This is a genomic window from Brachybacterium sp. AOP42-C2-15, from assembly GCF_052377065.1.
Taxonomy (GTDB): domain Bacteria; phylum Actinomycetota; class Actinomycetes; order Actinomycetales; family Dermabacteraceae; genus Brachybacterium.
Genome location: NZ_JBQSWK010000014.1, coordinates 30,619 through 47,009, shown reverse-complemented (window position 1 = coordinate 47,009; position 16,391 = coordinate 30,619). Strand labels below are relative to the sequence as shown.

Sequence of the window (16,391 nt, the reverse complement as noted above, 5' to 3'; positions counted from 1 at the left end):
GGCGCTGCTACTGCTGCTTCCACCCGGCGCGACGGCGGGCGGCGACCAGCGCCGCCACCTGGGTGCGACGCTGCATCCCGAGCGCCTGCAGGATCACCGTGACCCGGTTCTTGACTGTCTTCTCGGCGATGCCGAGCGCTTCGGCGATCTCACGGTTGGAGTGTCCATCGCCGATCAGCTCCACGATCCGCTGATCGGACTGCGAGAGGTCCGGTCCTTCATCCCCGTGGTCGGCGGGCCAGATCGACTTCCCTGCATGCACCGCGATGATCGCCTCGACGATCTCCTGCGAGCGCGCGGACTTCAGCATCAGGCCGGCCGCCCCCACGGCTTTCGATTCACGCAGCGCGGCGTCGTCGTCGAAGCTGGTGAGCACCAGCATCAGCTGCTCGGGGTTCAGCTCCCGGGCCTTCTTCATGACGTCGATGCCGGTGCCGTCCGGAAGCTGGAGGTCCACGACCAGCACCTCGGGACGGATCGCGGGCAGGCGACGATTCGCCTCGAGCACGGAGGAGGCCTCTCCGATCACGCTCAGCTGCTCGCTCGCATCGATCACGGTGACGATGCCGCGACGGACCACCTCATGGTCATCGACCAGCATCACGCGGATCGGTGTGGGGGAAGAGCTCGACGTCACAGGAATTCTCACCTCGCGGATCATCTGCTCGCTGTGCTGTCCTCGAAAGTCGGCACAGTCACCCGGAGCAGGCTTCGGTTCCTCCGCCCTTCGTGACGGAGCCGGGCTCAATCTATCGCATCGGGCAGTCCCTGCCCTGGTCGGAAACGACGTCACCGAATGCGGGATCACTCTCGCGCAGCGCTCCGAGCCAGCAGGCCATGCATGGTCATCCAGCTGATGAAAGCCTCGAACCAGCCGGTGCTCGTCGTCTCCTTCGGATACATGCCGAAGCCGTGGCCGCCGCGTTCGTAGTAGTGGAACTCGACGGGGCGTCCGGCAGCGTGCCAGCTCTCGACGAGTCCGAATCCGCTGGAGGCGAACAGGGGGTCATCGGCGGCGAGCGCGATGAACAGCGGCGGCGCGTCCGCCGGGACGTCGAACGAGCTCATCGGGCCATAGACGCTACCGATGAAGGCGGGCTCGGCGTCCTCGCCCGCGAGGGCGGTGGCGAGTGTGAGCATAGCGCCGGCGGAGAAGCCGACCATGCCGACCCGGGCCGGATCCAGGCCCCACTGGGTCGCGTGGCTGCGCACCCATGCAAAGGCGGCGCGGGCGTCGGTGATCTGCGCATCAAGACCCGCGAACGATCCGACCGGGTCCTTCCGGTGGGCCGGGGGCGGTCCGGAGAGCATCTCGCGGATCTCCGTCGCGAAATCCTCGAGTTCAGGGGCGGTCTGTCGGAGGCGATACTTCACCACGAATGCGGCGACGCCGCGGTCGGCGAGCGCCCGCGCGACGTCCCAGCCCTCGTTCTCCATGGAGAGTGACCGGAAGCCACCGCCGGGAGCCACGATCACGGCGGTGCCCGTGGCATCGGCCGGATCGGGCAGCACGGGCGTGAGTGTGGCGACGGTGACGTTCCGGGCGAACACGCTCCCGTATTCGCGGTGCCAGGATTCCGGGGTCGTCGCCCCGGGCAGCACGCCGGTGCCCAGCTCCACGGTGCCCGGCTGCTCGGGCGTCACGATCGGCGTCATCCCCTCATCCACTGTGCTCGGGGCCATGTGTGTCTCCATTCGGGAGGTCAGCGGGAGAGCATGGCCTCAGTGCCACGCCCCGCACAGAGTCTATGCCCGGCCATACCTCCTGCCTATGACGTGATGTGTGCCCTCGGCCGCTGGCAGCGCGGGCAGAAGTGCGAGGAACGGTTCTGGATCATCTCGCGACGGATCGTCGCGCCGCAGCGGGGGCATGCCTGCCCGGTGCGCCCATAGGCGTTCAGCGAGCGGGCGAAATAGCCGCTGCGACCATCGACGTTCACGTACAGCGCGTCGAAGCTGGTGCCGCCCACTTCCAGTGCCCGCTCCATCACGTCCTGGGCGGCACGGAGGATCGCGAGCGCCCGGCGCTGGCTGAGCGCGATGCCGGGGGTGTCGAAGCGGGTCCGTGCCATCCACAGCGCCTCGTCGGCGTAGATGTTCCCGATCCCCGAGACCAGCTGCTGGTTGAGCAGCAGCGACTTCACACCGCTGCGTCGGGCGCGCAGGGCACGGGCGATCCCGGGGAGGTCGACTGCCGGGTCGAGCAGATCGCGGGCCACGTGGGCAGCGTCGGTCGGAAGCAGTCCATCCGGACTGCCCATCGCGGCGAGCGCGCCGTCGGCCGCCTCCACCAGCGGGCTGGTCCACAGGCCGCCGAAGAGACGCTGATCGATGAGGTCCACGCGGGTTCCGCCGTCGAGGTGCAGCGACAGGCGTCGGTGGCGCAGCGGATCCGAGGCGGGACCCTCCGAGGGTGCACGGGGCGCCAGTGCGGTCCCGTCGGCGGTCGCGATCCGCAGCTGCCCGCTCATTCCCAGGTGTCCCATCAGCGCCTCGCCGGTGTCGGCGCCGTCGGCGTCGGCGAGCCGCCACCACAGGAACTTGCCGCGCCGCACCACCGCCGTGAGGGTGGTGCCGAGGAGGGCGGCGCGCAGCCGGTCCACTCCCCCGGCCTGGCGGCGGATGATCCGGGCGTCGAGCAGCTCGACGGCCTCCACGGTGCGGCCGACGGTGCGGGGCTCGAGGCCGCGCCGGACGACCTCGACCTCGGGCAGCTCGGGCATGAGCTCAGCCTCCGTTCAGCCTCGCGGGATCAGGGTCTCGCCGCGCTCGGCGAGGATCCCTCGCACCGCGTTCTGGGCCGCGGCGAGCTCGGAGTCCTTCTTCGAGGCGCCGTCGCCGCGGGCGGTGACGATCCCTTCGACGGTGACCGTGGCGGTGAAGGTCTTCTGGTGCTCGAGACCGGATTCGATGATCTCGTAGGAGACGCTCTGCCCTTCGGCCGCGGCGATCTCCTGGAGACGGGACTTGAAGTCGTATCCGGTCTCGAGGAACTCGTCGGAGTCCAGCAGGGGGCGCAGCAGCTCGAGCACGAAGTGGCGGGAGACGTCCTGGCCGAGCGCCAGGTGGGCGGCCCCGATCACGGCCTCGGTGGTGTCCGCGAGGATCGATGCCTTGGCACGGCCGCCGGTGAGGTCCTCACCGCGCCCCAGCCGCACATACGCGCCGAGGTCGAGCTTCGAGGCGATCACGGCGAGCGCGCGCGTGCTCACGGTCGCCGCGCGGCGACGTGCCAGATCACCTTCGGGAAGCGTCGGGTGGGTGGCGTAGAGGTGCTCGGTCACGGCGAGCTGCAGCACCGCATCGCCGAGGAACTCGAGCCGTTCGTTGTGCGGCAGGCCGTCATTCTCGTACGAATAGGAGCGGTGGGTCAGCGCGAGCTCGAGGAGCCCGGACTCGCTGAGGTCGGCCGCCTGCCCGGCGTCCAACGGCAGTCGGTCCAGCAGGCCCTTCGGAGCGGCGGCCTCGGTGGCGCGGCGCCTGCGCGCCATCAGGCCTCCTCGTTCTTCGACTCGTCCTCGAATAGGCCCTGCAGAGCGGCGAAGCGATCGTCGATGACGTCGTGGTGGTGGTCCGGATCGTCCTCCATGCGGAAGCCGCACTGGCCGCACAGGCCGGGGCAGTCCTCACGGCACAGGGGGCGCTCATCGGCCGCCATCGCGAGCGCGTCACGCACCAGCGGGCCGAGGTTGACGGCCTCGTCCTCGAGGAGGGTCGAGTCCTCCTTCTCGTCCGCCTTCACCTTCTCGGGGAACATGAACAGCTCGTCGAGTCGGGCGGTGACGTCCTGCTCGACCGGGTCGAGGCAGCGGGAGCACTCCCCATCGAGGTGGGCGACCACGGTGCCGTGGACGTAGATCCCCTCGACCACGGACTCGAGCTCCGCCTCGACGGCGATGTCCTGCCCTTCGGGGACCTGCATCGCGATGCCGCCGGCCTCACGTGCCGGGGCGGGGACGGTGCGCTCCACGTGACGGTGCGATCCGGTGCGGCTGATGAGGTCGACCGCATCGAAGATCAGGGCGGTGTCCAGCGATGTGGTGGAGGCGTGGTCGGAAGACATCGGTGATGGTCCTGTTCGTGTCGTGGGGATCAATCAGGATACGGCGGCGGCGTCGCGCAGTGCGTCCATGGAGGGGGCGGGGAGCATGTCGGAGACATCACCTCCGAGCGCGTGGACCTCCCGCACGAGGGACGAGGAGATGTGGGAGAGAGTCGCATCGGTGAGCAGGAAGAGCGTGTCGACGCCCGCGAGGTGGTGGTTCATCCGCGCCATCGGCTCCTCATAGGCGAGGTCGAGCTGGGAGCGCAGTCCGCGCACCACGGCGCCGGCGCCGAGCTCCCGGCAGAAGTCGACCAGCAGTCCCATGGGGAGCGTGCGGACCTCGACGTCCCGGGAGAGGTCCGACTCCTCGAGCGTCTGCGTGATCGCGCTCTTGCGGGCCTCGAGGTCGAGCGTCCCCTGCTTCGAGGGGTTGTGGGAGACGGCGATGATCACGTGATGGCCGAGGGCGGCGGTCCGACGGGTGAGGTCCAGGTGTCCCAGGGTGAAGGGATCGAACGAGCCGGGCAGGACGACAGTGCTCATGTCGCCACTCTAATGCGGAACGTCGCTGGCGCTGATCATGCTGGCGCTGCTCAGTCGAGCTCGATGTTGACCTGGTGCACGCCCGCCTCATCGATCGCGCCGATCGTGAGCACGCCGGTGAGACCCGCGAGGTCACCGGTGCCGGAGCCGGGGGCGATGAGATATCGGAGGTCCGGGTCGCCTCCCGCCATGGTGCCGAGCTGCTGGAAGGTGAGGGTGCCCCGGCGGCCGTCGAGGGTGCCCTCGAAGAGCTCCGTGGCGATGTACGAGGCGCTGCCGCTCGCGGGGTCCCCAGCGGTGAGCATGACCCCGCGAGAGGTGCCTTCGAGGTCGCCGACCCAGGTCTTGGCCAGGTCGAAGCGGTCAGCGGCGCCGGGGAGGATCTCGGCGGGGGTCAGGTCGACGGTGAAGGTGGCGCTGAGGATGGTCATGGCTCAAGTATCTCCGTTGCGGGCGTAGGCCGACGGAGTCATCCCGGTGATGCTCCGGAAGTCCCGGACGAAGTGGGACTGGTCGTACCAGCCGAGGTCCTGGGCGAGGTCCGCGATCGGTCGGTGGTCTCCGCGGTCGATCGCGGAGACGGCGTCCATCACGCGTGAGCGCAGGATCATGCGTTTCGGGCCGACGCCGACGAAGCGGCGGAAGGTCCGCTGCAGGTTCCGGATGCCGAGGCCCGAGCGTCGCTCGAGCTCTGCAGTGCCGGTCACCGCGGGATCGGCGAGCAGCTCGAGGATGAAGCAGAAATCCGCATATCCGGGGGCGTCCTGCGGGCGTTGCGCGAGCAGCCAGGCGTCGAGAGCGGGCGCGGCGCCGGTCGCAGCGTTCGCCGTGCTCGCCGTGCTCGACGTGCTCGACGTGCTCGACGTATTGGGATGTGCTGCGGGTGGGACGTCGGTGTCGAACCACTCTGCGGCGGGGACCGTGCGGTCCCGCACCGAGGCCGGCGGGGCTGTGGTGAAGGCGGTGGTGCCGCCGAGACGGAAGCGCACCCCGATGACGCCCCCGGTGCCGGACTGGGTCACCTCGAAGCGTCCGCGGGTGATCGGGCCCGTGATCCAGGCGCCGGCGCGGGTGCCACCGGTGCCTGCACGCCGCACCCCGCCCCATTCGCGGGTCAGATGGATGGCGGGATCATCGAGGGTGGTCACCACATGCTGCTGTCCGGGTGGGAGCTGCCAGGTCACCGACCAATACCGATCCACCCAGCGGCGCAGAGGCGCAGCCGGCTGTGCGTGGTCGTAGTGGGCGTGAAGGAGGAACTCCGCAGGATTCAGCACATGCCCGAGCATGTGGCCAGGCGGCCCCTGGCCCGGTATCGGCTGTCCCGGTGCGGTCTGGCCCGGTGCGGCCTGGCCCGGTGGCAGGTGACCGGCGGGCGTCCCACGGAAGGACCGCGACCCTGTCGCGTTCGTCCAATCCTCCGCGCTGCGCATGGAGGCAGTCTGGCAGGCATGACAGATATCCCCGTCGCCCGCCTTGCCATGATCACGCTCGATGCCACCGATCCGGAGCCGCTCGCCCAGTTCTGGTCGGCTGTGCTGGGCTGGCCGATCACCGTTCTCACCGAGCAGTACGCGATGCTCTCCGGTCCCAGCCACGCGCTGGGCATCGGCGCGATCCCCGATCATCAGGCCCCGTCCTGGCCGGATGACGGGCGCAAACAGTTCCACTTCGATCTGGCCGTCGAGGATCTCGAGGCGGCGGCGGCTCGCTGTGTGGAGCTCGGTGCCGAGCGGGTGGAGCCCCAGCCCGGCGAGACCTGGGTGGTGCTGCGCGATCCTGCTGGCCACCCCTTCTGCCTGACCGACGCTGCGGCGTGGGGATGACAGGACGGGAGACCCGTCCCCGTCAGCCGTTTCGCTCGCTCGCCAGCAGCGCGTAGGACATCCCGTCCAGCCAGCGCCCGCTGCGGTGGAGGGACTCCTCGTGGAAGGTGCCCTCGAGCCGCAGTCCGATCTTCTCCATCACCCGCCGCGAGGCGAGGTTCTCCGCGAAGCACGACGCTTCGACGCGACGCACACCGAGGCCGTCGATCGCGAGGTCGAGCAGGGCCCCGGCGAACTCGGTACCGAACCCGCGGCCGTGGATCGCCGGGTCCAGGACCCAGCCGATCTCAGCCTGCTGCCCAGCGGCCTGGTCCTTCATGTCCGCCTGGGACCACGCGTCCTGCCGCTCGAGCTTGCCGGAGGCGATGATCCTGCCGTCGAGCAGGCCCACCACGCAGCTGCCGAGAGTCTTGTCCCACCACTCCTGATGGTCCTCGAGAGACGTGTTCAGCGTGGTGGTCCATTCCTGCACCTCGGGCAGGCGGAACCATGGCCACACCGTCTCGGCGTCCTCGGAGAGGCCAGGACGCAGGATGAGGCGGCGCGTGTGCAGCGGCCAGTCGAGGTCGGCAAGGCCAGTGAGGGCGGTGGGCGAGCGCGTCATCGGGACAGGATAGCGGTGCGCTCAGAAGGGTGGCGGACGGTGCTCCGGCAGCGACGCCAGCGGCGGCGGCCCGGGATCGGTGAGCTCGTCGTACTCGGGCCGGGAGTAGTACTCGGTGAGATGGAGCCCCCACCGATAGGCCTCCTCGCGGTCCGCGCTCTCGGCGGGACTCTCGTCGAGGATTCCGAGGCGGGTCACGGCTTCGAACTCGAGATCGCTGCGGTACTGCTCCCATGCACGGTGCAGCTTCTCGGAGAGTTCCCTGGTGACGAGGTCGGTGTTCTTGGCGACGTCGCTGACCGCAGCGCCGCCGATCCTCCAGCGAGTGACGCCGGTGACTTCGTTCCGATCGGGATCGAGAAGTCCGGCGGTCTTCATCCGGTGGTGGGTCCTGCACAGCCGGTGGAGGTTCTCGATCGTGGTGGGGCCGCCTCGGGAAGGTTCCTCGAGGTCGAACTCCTCGATGTGGTCCATCTCGCCGATGGTCATCACAGAGCGGGCGCAGCCGGGCACCGCGCAGACGGGGTCGATCAGGCGGAGGTTCTCGGCCATCGCCGCGGAAGGGCGGTAAGTCTGGGACGCGCTGGGCAGGTAGTCCCCCGAGATCGGGTCGGTGAGCACCCGTTCGACGGCAGGCGCCTTGGCGACCATCTGCCGTGCCATGCGTGGTGGGATCGGGATCGTGCCGTCGAGCATGGCAGGTGCATTCGAGAGGCCGAGCAGCGTGAGCACGGGCACGACGAGCGAGATCCGGAAGGCTGGCGCGGGGACCTCTACCGTCCCGGTCTCGAGCATCGAACGGACCGCCACCGCATACTGCAGCGCCGCGAGGGACAGGTGCCGGCCCTCGCGCGCGGCGTCCCCATCGAGGTCGAAGGGGATCGGCGCACCGGTCTCGAGAGCGTGTCGTTGGGCGTCCTGGACGGCGCGTGCGGAGGCATCGAGCCGTTGACCGAAGGCGGTGATCTCTGGGATCGGACCGCGGATCATGATGCAGGCAGTGCCATCACCGTCGGGTGAGGGCTGGATGAACACGCCGCGCTGCTCCTGCGGAGTCTCCTGCACCGCCGCGCGGCCGAACCATTCGATGAGCGTGCGCAGCTCGCGGTAGAAGCGCTCGACGTCGATCGCCTCGAGCTGCCAGACCGCAACCCGCTCGTCGACCTGACGCCGCTGGACGTGCGTCAGCCGCAATACGCTGCGGATCAGCCACTCGAACCAGTCCACGGGCAGCGCGCCCTCCTCCACCCGTGCGAAGCATGCGGGCAGGTCGGTGACCGCGACGTGCGCATCCCGGAGGCGGTCTTCGCCACGGGACAGCTTCATGCGCAGACCTGCAGAGGCCGCCAACGCGTGGAGGGCCTTCTCGTCTCCCTCATCGCTCTCGGACCAGAGGGAAGCGAGGTCACGTATCTCGGCGACATAGAGGGCGGCGTGCTCCTGCCGTCGGCGGCGGAAGATCCGCAGCACAGTCTCAGCCTCCGGGGAGCTGGGAAGGACATCGGCGCGCTCCACGAGGGCTTTCGAGGTGAGGAGCTTGCGCGCCCGCACCGGGGCGCGGGGAGGCTCCGCAGCGCGGGAAGGCTCCGCATTGGTCTGCTTCATGGCAATCCCCTCCTCTGCACCCTTGCTCGTGCCCTGTCGTGATCTGCGGCGCCGACGACCGATCCCCACACCGGATGTTCGATCGAATGTTCGACCGAGCGTGCGACCAGGTGCCGACATCTCTCATTTTAGAACACATGCTCGACAAGCGCCAGAGAAACATCCGCTCCTCGCGAATTTGTGGATAACCCACGGCGGTGGAGGAACGGTCGCGATATCCACAAATCGTGCACCAATTGGGGATACTCGCAGGTCACCAGTGCGCGCGCTCGGCATGACGACCGCCCCCGCGCCAGCCGCGCGAATTGCGTCCACGCCATATCCGCAGGCCACAAAGCTACCGCGCGATAATGCACATTCGCCGCCGCACTGCAAGCACTTCTTGAAAATGTGGATAGAGCGGCATCACGACGAGCCACCGAACATCACGCCGAGCCACCGAACGTCAGGCCGGGCCACCGAACTGCAGCGCGGTCTCCCCGTACTCCTTGCTGCCGTCGTCCGCCCAGCCCTCGGGCCAGTCGACGGGACGAGTGCGTGAGGAGCGCTCGATGACGACCAGCGCATCCTCCGCCAGGGCGGGGCGGAGGGTGAGCAGAAGCTGCTCGAGCGCCTCGGTGGTCACGTCATACGGCGGGTCGAGGAAGACCAGGGTGGCGGCGTGGCCGGAGGGCTGCGATGCCGGCTGCGCGGCGAGCTGGGCCGCCACGGCAGCGGCCCTGCCGACTCGGATGTCCGTGCGCTCGGTGAGGCCGAGGTCGGCGGCGGTGCGGCGCAGCTGCTTGGCGGTCGGGCCGTGCAGCTCGACCAGCAGGGCATGCTCTGCGCCCCGGGACAGCGCCTCGAAGGCGAGTCCGCCGGTGCCCGCGTAGAGATCGAGCACGCGGGCGCCGACCAGGGCGTCCCAGCCCTCGAGCCGGTTGAACAGGGCTTCGCGCACCTTGTCGGTGGTCGGGCGGGTTCCCTTGCCAGGAGGGCCGGGGATGGTGCGGCCGCCGAGGGTGCCGGAGACGATGCGCGGCATATCAGCTCCTCTCCACGTCGGGGTCGGCATCCCGCAGCCGGTCCGCGACGGCACCGGCGAGAGCGGGGTGGGTGGTGAGCTCGGGGTCGGCGGCGACCACGGCGAAGGCGTCCTCGCGGGCCTGCTCGATGGCGCGGGCGTCACGGATGACATCGAGGTGCTTGAGGGTGCGCTGCAGGCCGGACTGCTCCTCCCCCACCAGATCGCCGGCGCCTCGGCGACGCAGGTCGAGCTCGGCGAGCTCGAAGCCGTCGGTCGTCTCCGCGATGGCGTGCAGGTGCGTGGAGTGCTGCTGCCCGGGCTCGCCGGAGGTGTCGAAGAAGGCGATTCCGGCGTGCTCCCCGCGACCCACGCGGCCGCGCAGCTGGTGGAGCTGGGAGACGCCGAAGCGTTCGGCGTCCAGGATGATCATCACCGAGGCGTTGGGGACGTCGACCCCCACCTCGATGACGGTGGTGGAGACCAGCACGTCGATCTCGCCGCGCAGCATCTGTCCCATCACCTCCTGCTTCTCCTCCACGGACAGGCGGCCGTGGAGGATGCCGAGGCGGGCCCCGGCGAGCTCGGGACGCTCGGCGAGCCGCTCTGCGGTCTGGGTGACGCCGCGGGCGGGCTCGAGCATCGGCGGCCCCTCCTTGCCGTTCTCGTCGAGGATCAGCGGGGCGGGCGCGTCGGCCTCGTCCTCATCGATGCGGGCGCAGACCACGAAGACCTGACGGCCCGCGGCGATCTCCTCCGCGGCGCGCTGCCACATCCGCCGCTCCCACTTCGGGAGCTTCTCGTGGACCACGAAGCTGGTGACGCCGGCGCGCTGCCCCGGGCTCTCGCTGAGGGTGAGCACGTCGAGGTCGCCGACGGTCGCGAGCGCAGCGGTGCGCGGGATCGGGGTCGCGGTCATCACGATCACATGAGGGCTCTTCCCGGCGGCACCCTTGGCGCGCAGCCGGCGGCGATGGTCGACCCCGAAACGGTGCTGCTCGTCGATCACCACGAGGCCGAGCGAGGCGAACTCGACCTTCTCGGCCAGCAGCGCATGGGTGCCCACGACGATCCCGGCCTGCCCGGAGGTGACGTCGAGCAACGTCTCTCGACGGCCAGCGGTGCGCTGGGAGCCGGTGAGCAGGCGCACGCGGGTCGCGGCGGCATGCCCATCGAGCTGACCGGCGCGGGCGAGGTCCCCCAGCAGGGTGATCAGGGTGCGGTGATGCTGCTCGGCGAGCACCTCGGTGGGGGCGAGCAGCGCGGCCTGGTGGCCAGAGTCCACGGCGCGCAGCATGGCCCGCAGCGCGACGACGGTCTTGCCCGAGCCGACGTCCCCCTGCAGCAGCACGCTGGTGGGATGCCCCTTGCCGATGCGCTCCTGGATCATCGTGCCGATCTCTCGCTGCCCCTGCGTGAGGGTGAACGGCAGGCGCTCATCGAGCAGAGGCTGCAGCGGCCCTTCAGCGGAGAGGACGGGGGCGGGGGTGCGTTCGTCCTGGGCGCGGCGCTGAGCGAAGATCGCCTGCAGGATGAAGGCCTCCTCGTAGCGGAGGTGGGCCATACCGCGGCGGGTGTCCTCGACAGTCAGCGGGATATGGACCAGGCGGGACGCCTCGGCAAGCGGGGGCAGGCCGCGGCGGGCGATCACCTCGTCCGGCACCGGGCGGGTGAGGGAGTCGGCGAACTCGAGACCCTTCTCAGTGGCCGAGCGCATGGTGGCCTGGGAGATGTTCTGGCGCAGCGGGTAGATGGGGCGGGGCCGCTGGGCCCAGGCGCGGCCCTCGTCGGTGTCCTCGATCGTCTCGTAGTCCGGGTGGGTGATCTGGAGCGAGTCGCGGTAGTCGTCGAATCCAACGGTGCCGTGCACGATGATCAGCGCGCCGACGGGCAGTCGGCCGCGGTGCCACTGGACCTGATGGGGCTTGGTGAGGAAGAAGGTGAGCGGCATGTCGTCGATGCCGTCGGAGACGGTCACCTCGAGGATGAAGCCGCGACGGCTGCGCATCGCGCGATCGCGCACCGAGACCACCGAGACCACGGCGCTGACGGCCTCGCCCTCGTTGACCTCGTGGAGGGAGCGCAGCGGAGCGGGCACGACATAGCGGCGCGGCGCGAAGCGCATCATCGTGTCCAGGTCCCGCACCCCGAAGGACGCCATAGCCTTGGACTCCTTGGAGATCAGCAGCTCCGTGAGCGGCATCGAGCCCCGTGCGGACTCGTGCCTCCTGGCCATGCGGACGTCTCCTCGTGCTCGATGTGCGCCGCCCGGTGGAGTGCGGCGCGCCAGGCCCTATCGTGCCACCATCCGGCAGTGCCGTGATGGAGTCCACATGGGGAGGAAGCGTCCCCCGCTTCTGACCCGCGAGCATCTGGGCTATGATTCCGTGGTTGCCCTGACCTCCGGGGGGTCGCACCTCCGTGCTCACCCAGGTCACCGACCCCGCCGTTCCGGCGCGGGGGTGGAGCGGGCACCGCGATCAGAACATCGACGTACCAGGAGACGACAGTGGCTGCTTCCACGTGTGACATCTGCGCCAAGGCCCCGAGCTTCGGCAAGACCGTGTCTCACTCGCACCGCCGCACCTCGCGTCGCTGGAACCCGAACATCCAGTCCGTCCGCACTGTGATCAACGGCACCAGCAAGCGCGTGAACGTGTGCACCTCCTGCCTCAAGGCAGGCAAGGTCAGCACGCTCGGTGCCTGAGCGAGACCGCACAGCATTCATCCACGAGAGCCCTCACCCGATCGGGTGAGGGCTCTCGTGCATTCCGGGCGCGCTGCACCAGCCCACCGAGGAGACTCCATGCCCGCGTCAGCACCCACCATCCTGGCCACCAGCGCCGGCTACCGGCCACATCCCCGGCTGCGCTTCGGCTTCGGGCCGATGATGGCCTTCGCGATCGAGCTCGGGCAGGAACGCGGGCCTCGCACCGACGGGCCCCCGCGGATCTGCAACATCGGCACCGCGAGCGGTGATGACAAGGGCTTCCAGCGAGATATGGAAGAAGCGGCAAGGGACGCGGGATACGTCCTGCACCATCTGAGCCTGTTCACCCAGCCGAACGTCGAGGACATCGAGTCCTATCTGCGCGGGTTCGACGTCATCTGGGTGAACGGCGGCTCGGTCGTGAACCTGCTCGCGGTATGGCGCGCGCACGGCCTGCCCGAGATCCTCCACCGGCTCTGGCAGGACGGCGTGGTGCTGGCCGGGATCTCCGCGGGGTCGATCTGCTGGTTCGAGGGCGGGGCCACCGACTCCTTCGGCCCGGATCTGCAGCCGGTGACGAACGGCCTGGGCTTCCTGCCCGGCGCCAACGGCGTGCACATGGACTCCGAGGCCGGTCGCCGGCCGCTGCTGCGAGAGCTGGTGGCCGACGGGACACTGGGTGCCGCCCTCTGCACCGACGACGGCACGGGCCTGCTGTTCCGCGGCACCGAGCTGGTCGAGGCGGTCGCGGAAGTCGACGGGGTGCGGGTCACGCGGATCGAGCGCGGGGCCGACGGTGACGCCGTGGAGGCCGATCTGCCGGTACGACGCCTGCACTGAGGATCAGGGCACGTCGCGCAGCAGCGCGGTGAGGCCGTTCGGGATCTCGACAAGGTGCACCGGATCCACCTCGGTGCGCCGCAGGGTGGCCAGCAGCGGGGCGGCGTGCGGGTCGGTGGGATGGTTGTCGAAGTCGACGGTCTCCGTGCCCAGCTCCCGCAGGCCCTCGAGCAGAGCGGCGAGGCAGAGGGCGACATCGGCACGGGCCGTCGGGGCCGACGCATCGATCGCCTCGAGGGCTCCTTCTCGGTGCCGGCCGACTCTCGCGCCCTCGTCCTCGTCCCTGCCCTCGTCTTCGTCCTCGCCCTCGTCCGCGCGGTAGAGGTCGGCCAGCGCCGTGATCTCGCCGCCGCGGATCACAGCCCAGGAGTGCTCGTGCACGGACTCCTCATAGAACTCCTCCCCCACCTCGGGACGGAGCACCTCACGGGAGGCGGTGGGCGACCAGCTGGCGTGCTGCCAGGTGTAGCGGTCGGTGAGGGCGTCGACGAGCTGCTCGCGCGGGAGCTCGGTCCAGGGGACGGCGCGAGCGGTGCCGTCGTGGGACGCGCTGACCGCGGCGCACCAGCGGGCGGTGCGATCCGCTGAGACATCGACTCTCAGCAACGGGACCTCGAGGTAGGCCACCGCCCCCTGTGCGCGCAGGAAGCCGTCACGCTCCGAGCCGGGCACCACCTTGCTGGACAATGGATTATCACTGTAACTGCCGAGTTCGTGGAGAAGCGCTGTTCCGTGGCCAAGGCGGCGGTACCCCTCCTCGATCTCGAGCTCGACCAGATCGCGGTCGGGATGGACGACGTTGCGGCCGATACGGCCCACCCCGATCACGCGCGACTCCCCGGAGATGGGGTCGTCGACGTCGAGCACGAGCGCACGGAAGCCCTCGCGCCAGCCATCCGGCTTCAGCCACTCGAAACGGTTCCCGTCGCGGTCGACGTCGGCCGGCGTGGCGGGACGGAATCGTCGCGCCACGCCGGCCGCGCCCCCGTCGTTCACTCCGCTGCGGCGTCCGCGAAGGTGGAGGTGTCGATCACGGCACGGAAGTGCACATCGCCGGCGACCACGCGGTCGTAGGCGGCGTCCGCCTCCCCGACCCCGATGACCTCGATCTTCGCGGCGAGGCCGTGCTCGGCGCAGAAGTCGAGCATCTCCTGGGTCTCGGCGATGCCGCCGATGTTGGAGCCGGCGAGCACCTTGTTGCCGCCGATCAGTGAGCCGAAGCCGACGGGCTGCTTCGCCGGCGGGAGGCCCACGACCGCCATCACGCCGCGCGGCGTGAGCAGGCGCAGGTACTTGTCCACGGGGATGTCGGCGCTGATGGTGTTCAGGATCAGGTCGAACTCGCCGCGGTGGTCGCTGAAGAAGTTCTCGTCGGTGGTGGCGAGGACCCGCTGCGCGCCGAGCTCGAGGGCATCCTGCTCCTTCTTCAGGGAGCGGGAGAGCACGGTGACCTCGGCGCCCATCGCTGCCGCGAGCTGCACGCCCATGTGTCCGAGCCCGCCGAGGCCCAGCACCGCGACGCGCTTGGCGCGGCCGTCGACCTGCTCCCCGGCGCCCCAGCGGCGCAGCGGGGCGTAGGTGGTGATGCCGGCGCAGAGCAGCGGAGCGGCGGCGGCGAAGGAGAGCTCGTCAGGGATCCGGCACACGAAGCGCTCGTTGACCACGACCTTCTCGGCATAGCCGCCCTGGGTGACGGTGCCGTCGACGTCCTTCGCGTTGTAGGTGCCGACGTTGCCCTCCAGGCAGTTCTGCTCCTGGCCGGCGCGGCACTCCTCGCAGTTCCCGCAGGAGTTCACCATGCAGCCCACACCCACGCGGTCCCCGACCTTCCAGTCGGTGACAGACTCGCCGACCGCGGAGACGACGCCCGCGATCTCGTGACCGACGGTGAGCGGGAAGCTCGCCTCGCCCCATTCGTTGCGGATCGTGTGGATGTCGCTGTGGCAGATCCCGGCAGCCTCGATGGCGATGACCACGTCATCAGCGCGCGGGTCCCGGCGCTCGATGGTGGTGACGCGGAACGGCTGGTCGGGGCCGGTCTTCTGCAGGGCCTTGACGGTGATCGGCATGGAAATTCCTCCGGCGGGTCGTGTTCTTGGCGCGGAGAGCGCCGCCGACCAGCCTAACCGCGCTCAGGCGAAGTGATCGAAGCCCTCGCCCTGGATGGGCACGCCGTCCAGCAGCACTGTGGGACCTTGCGGCCCGGCGGGCAGGATCCTGCCGATCGGGCGGAACCCCTCCGGCACCTCCCCCGGGGCGAAAGCGGCGAGCATCGCATGCTCCTCCCCGCCGTGGAGCACCCAGCTCCAGGGGTCGGCACCGAGCTCCGCGGCGAGGCTTGCGAGCTGCGCGACGTCAGGGGCCAGCGCGTTGCGGTCGAGGTCGAGCGTGACGTCGGCGGCCCGGGCCAGCCTGCCTCCGTCGCGGACCAGCCCGTCGGACAGATCCATCATGGCGTGGGCCGTGCGGCCGCCGGTCCAGCCCAGCGAGAGATCCGGGTCCGGGGCGTCATGCCAGCGCACCAGCTCTGCCGCCGACGGGTCGGCGATGTCCCTGAGCATGATCGTGGGGTGGGTGCCGTCCGGGGCATGGACCAGCGCCCGCCGCCCCAGCACCAGGGCGAGGCCGGCGGCCGAGCGGCCCAGACGGGGAGACCCGATCGCGAGGACATCCCCCGCGCGGGAACCGGTGCGGCAGATGGCCGGCTGCGTCTCGGGCAGCGAGCCCATCGCGGTGACCGTGAGGACCAGCTGATCGGCGCGTCCCAGGTCGCCGCCGACGATGCTCGCCCCCTCTGCCTCCGCGCGTGCCGCCAGGCCGATCGTGAGGTCCTCGAAGACCGCCCCCGGAGTGTCGGCAGGGGCGGAGATCGCGACCACGAGGGCCAGTGGCCGAGCACCCATGGCGGCGACATCGGCAAGGTTCTGGACTGCCGCCTTGTGCCCGATCCATCGGGCGGTGGTGGCGTGCGTCAGGAAATCATGCCCCTCGACCAGGGAGTCGGTGGTGACCACCAGGCGCGGGGAGGGCAGGTGCACCACTGCGGCATCATCTCCGGGCCCCACCTGCACCTCGGCGCCGTGGCTCAGGTGCGGGAGCATGCGGGCCAGGAGCGCGGCCTCGCCGCGGGGGGTGCTGTGGGGAGTGCTGCGGGGGGCTCCGTCATGTGGAGTGTCCTCGTGGGGGGTGTCGCCTGCCATGCTCCCAGTGTGCCC

Annotated in this window: 18 protein-coding genes; 3 read left to right on the top strand and 15 right to left on the bottom strand. The window is 70.1% G+C overall.

The window, feature by feature from the left end:
- Positions 1 to 7: 7 nt before the first annotated feature.
- The 8 genes from ACT3SQ_RS09650 to ACT3SQ_RS09615 form a co-directional block, all read right to left on the bottom strand.
- Positions 8 to 661, bottom strand: a complete 654-nt coding sequence (locus ACT3SQ_RS09650; RefSeq protein WP_441445493.1) for a response regulator transcription factor — start codon at positions 659 to 661, stop codon at positions 8 to 10.
- Positions 662 to 804: 143 nt separating this feature from the next.
- Entirely contained in the window at positions 805 to 1,683 is an 879-nt protein-coding gene (locus tag ACT3SQ_RS09645; protein ID WP_444601078.1) for an alpha/beta hydrolase, read from the bottom strand.
- 86 nt (positions 1,684 to 1,769) lie between these two features.
- Positions 1,770 to 2,723, bottom strand: coding sequence for a bifunctional DNA-formamidopyrimidine glycosylase/DNA-(apurinic or apyrimidinic site) lyase (mutM, locus tag ACT3SQ_RS09640; RefSeq protein ID WP_444601077.1), 954 nt, complete (start codon positions 2,721 to 2,723; stop codon positions 1,770 to 1,772).
- Between the two features lie 15 nt (positions 2,724 to 2,738).
- Positions 2,739 to 3,491 (bottom strand): ribonuclease III, encoded by a 753-nt coding sequence (gene rnc, locus ACT3SQ_RS09635; protein WP_442332645.1) that lies wholly within the window; start codon positions 3,489 to 3,491, stop codon positions 2,739 to 2,741.
- On the bottom strand, positions 3,491 to 4,063 hold the full coding sequence (locus ACT3SQ_RS09630; RefSeq protein WP_441445497.1) for a YceD family protein: 573 nt from the start codon (positions 4,061 to 4,063) through the stop codon (positions 3,491 to 3,493). The genes rnc and ACT3SQ_RS09630 overlap by 1 nt, the downstream gene beginning before the upstream one ends.
- A gap of 33 nt (positions 4,064 to 4,096) precedes the next feature.
- Entirely contained in the window at positions 4,097 to 4,588 is a 492-nt protein-coding gene (gene coaD / locus ACT3SQ_RS09625) for a pantetheine-phosphate adenylyltransferase (protein ID WP_442332646.1), read from the bottom strand.
- A 50-nt stretch (positions 4,589 to 4,638) separates the two neighbouring features.
- Positions 4,639 to 5,019: a DUF3224 domain-containing protein gene (locus ACT3SQ_RS09620; protein WP_442332647.1), complete on the bottom strand. Its 381-nt coding sequence runs from the start codon at positions 5,017 to 5,019 to the stop codon at positions 4,639 to 4,641.
- Positions 5,020 to 5,022: 3 nt separating this feature from the next.
- Positions 5,023 to 5,877, bottom strand: coding sequence for a helix-turn-helix domain-containing protein (locus ACT3SQ_RS09615; RefSeq protein WP_441445500.1), 855 nt, complete (start codon positions 5,875 to 5,877; stop codon positions 5,023 to 5,025).
- Between the two features lie 162 nt (positions 5,878 to 6,039).
- Here ACT3SQ_RS09615 and ACT3SQ_RS09610 point away from each other — a divergent pair, with 162 nt between their 5' ends.
- Positions 6,040 to 6,414, top strand: a complete 375-nt coding sequence (locus ACT3SQ_RS09610; RefSeq protein ID WP_441445501.1) for a VOC family protein — start codon at positions 6,040 to 6,042, stop codon at positions 6,412 to 6,414.
- 22 nt (positions 6,415 to 6,436) lie between these two features.
- On the opposite strand, the gene ACT3SQ_RS09605 is transcribed toward ACT3SQ_RS09610, so the two are convergent.
- The 4 genes from ACT3SQ_RS09605 to ACT3SQ_RS09590 all read right to left on the bottom strand — a co-directional run bounded on the left by ACT3SQ_RS09605 (position 6,437) and on the right by ACT3SQ_RS09590 (position 11,862).
- Entirely contained in the window at positions 6,437 to 7,018 is a 582-nt protein-coding gene (locus ACT3SQ_RS09605) for a GNAT family N-acetyltransferase (protein ID WP_441445502.1), read from the bottom strand.
- Between the two features lie 21 nt (positions 7,019 to 7,039).
- Positions 7,040 to 8,623, bottom strand: coding sequence for an HNH endonuclease signature motif containing protein (locus ACT3SQ_RS09600; protein ID WP_444592331.1), 1,584 nt, complete (start codon positions 8,621 to 8,623; stop codon positions 7,040 to 7,042).
- A gap of 445 nt (positions 8,624 to 9,068) precedes the next feature.
- Complete coding sequence (rsmD, locus tag ACT3SQ_RS09595; RefSeq protein ID WP_441445504.1) at positions 9,069 to 9,647, bottom strand: 16S rRNA (guanine(966)-N(2))-methyltransferase RsmD; 579 nt, start codon at positions 9,645 to 9,647, stop codon at positions 9,069 to 9,071.
- A gap of 1 nt (position 9,648) precedes the next feature.
- Entirely contained in the window at positions 9,649 to 11,862 is a 2,214-nt protein-coding gene (locus tag ACT3SQ_RS09590; RefSeq protein WP_444502272.1) for an ATP-dependent DNA helicase RecG, read from the bottom strand.
- A 273-nt stretch (positions 11,863 to 12,135) separates the two neighbouring features.
- Between ACT3SQ_RS09590 and rpmB the strand changes: the two genes are divergently transcribed.
- Positions 12,136 to 12,333: a 50S ribosomal protein L28 gene (rpmB, locus tag ACT3SQ_RS09585; protein ID WP_441445506.1), complete on the top strand. Its 198-nt coding sequence runs from the start codon at positions 12,136 to 12,138 to the stop codon at positions 12,331 to 12,333.
- A gap of 99 nt (positions 12,334 to 12,432) precedes the next feature.
- Positions 12,433 to 13,176, top strand: a complete 744-nt coding sequence (locus ACT3SQ_RS09580; RefSeq protein WP_442332103.1) for a Type 1 glutamine amidotransferase-like domain-containing protein — start codon at positions 12,433 to 12,435, stop codon at positions 13,174 to 13,176.
- A gap of 3 nt (positions 13,177 to 13,179) precedes the next feature.
- Here ACT3SQ_RS09580 and ACT3SQ_RS09575 read toward each other — a convergent pair whose 3' ends face one another.
- The 3 genes from ACT3SQ_RS09575 to thiL form a co-directional block, all read right to left on the bottom strand.
- On the bottom strand, positions 13,180 to 14,148 hold the full coding sequence (locus ACT3SQ_RS09575) for a GNAT family N-acetyltransferase (RefSeq protein WP_441445508.1): 969 nt from the start codon (positions 14,146 to 14,148) through the stop codon (positions 13,180 to 13,182).
- 20 nt (positions 14,149 to 14,168) lie between these two features.
- On the bottom strand, positions 14,169 to 15,245 hold the full coding sequence (locus ACT3SQ_RS09570) for an NAD(P)-dependent alcohol dehydrogenase (RefSeq protein WP_442332104.1): 1,077 nt from the start codon (positions 15,243 to 15,245) through the stop codon (positions 14,169 to 14,171).
- 63 nt (positions 15,246 to 15,308) lie between these two features.
- Complete coding sequence (gene thiL / locus ACT3SQ_RS09565) at positions 15,309 to 16,376, bottom strand: thiamine-phosphate kinase (RefSeq protein ID WP_442332105.1); 1,068 nt, start codon at positions 16,374 to 16,376, stop codon at positions 15,309 to 15,311.
- Between the last annotated feature and the right edge of the window lie 15 nt (positions 16,377 to 16,391).

Coding starts and splice junctions, on each gene's coding strand:
- ACT3SQ_RS09620 (WP_442332647.1), bottom strand. CDS start 5,019: ATGACCATCCTCAGCGCCACCTTCACCGTCGACCTGACCCCCGCCGAG.
- ACT3SQ_RS09570 (WP_442332104.1), bottom strand. CDS start 15,245: ATGCCGATCACCGTCAAGGCCCTGCAGAAGACCGGCCCCGACCAGCCG.
- rsmD (WP_441445504.1), bottom strand. CDS start 9,647: ATGCCGCGCATCGTCTCCGGCACCCTCGGCGGCCGCACCATCCCCGGC.
- ACT3SQ_RS09610 (WP_441445501.1), top strand. CDS start 6,040: ATGACAGATATCCCCGTCGCCCGCCTTGCCATGATCACGCTCGATGCC.
- ACT3SQ_RS09580 (WP_442332103.1), top strand. CDS start 12,433: ATGCCCGCGTCAGCACCCACCATCCTGGCCACCAGCGCCGGCTACCGG.
- ACT3SQ_RS09630 (WP_441445497.1), bottom strand. CDS start 4,063: ATGTCTTCCGACCACGCCTCCACCACATCGCTGGACACCGCCCTGATC.
- ACT3SQ_RS09590 (WP_444502272.1), bottom strand. CDS start 11,862: ATGGCCAGGAGGCACGAGTCCGCACGGGGCTCGATGCCGCTCACGGAG.
- thiL (WP_442332105.1), bottom strand. CDS start 16,376: ATGGCAGGCGACACCCCCCACGAGGACACTCCACATGACGGAGCCCCC.
- ACT3SQ_RS09600 (WP_444592331.1), bottom strand. CDS start 8,623: ATGAAGCAGACCAATGCGGAGCCTTCCCGCGCTGCGGAGCCTCCCCGC.
- ACT3SQ_RS09650 (WP_441445493.1), bottom strand. CDS start 661: ATGATCCGCGAGGTGAGAATTCCTGTGACGTCGAGCTCTTCCCCCACA.
- ACT3SQ_RS09605 (WP_441445502.1), bottom strand. CDS start 7,018: ATGACGCGCTCGCCCACCGCCCTCACTGGCCTTGCCGACCTCGACTGG.
- coaD (WP_442332646.1), bottom strand. CDS start 4,588: ATGAGCACTGTCGTCCTGCCCGGCTCGTTCGATCCCTTCACCCTGGGA.
- ACT3SQ_RS09645 (WP_444601078.1), bottom strand. CDS start 1,683: ATGGCCCCGAGCACAGTGGATGAGGGGATGACGCCGATCGTGACGCCC.
- rnc (WP_442332645.1), bottom strand. CDS start 3,491: ATGGCGCGCAGGCGCCGCGCCACCGAGGCCGCCGCTCCGAAGGGCCTG.
- mutM (WP_444601077.1), bottom strand. CDS start 2,723: ATGCCCGAGCTGCCCGAGGTCGAGGTCGTCCGGCGCGGCCTCGAGCCC.
- ACT3SQ_RS09615 (WP_441445500.1), bottom strand. CDS start 5,877: ATGCTCGGGCATGTGCTGAATCCTGCGGAGTTCCTCCTTCACGCCCAC.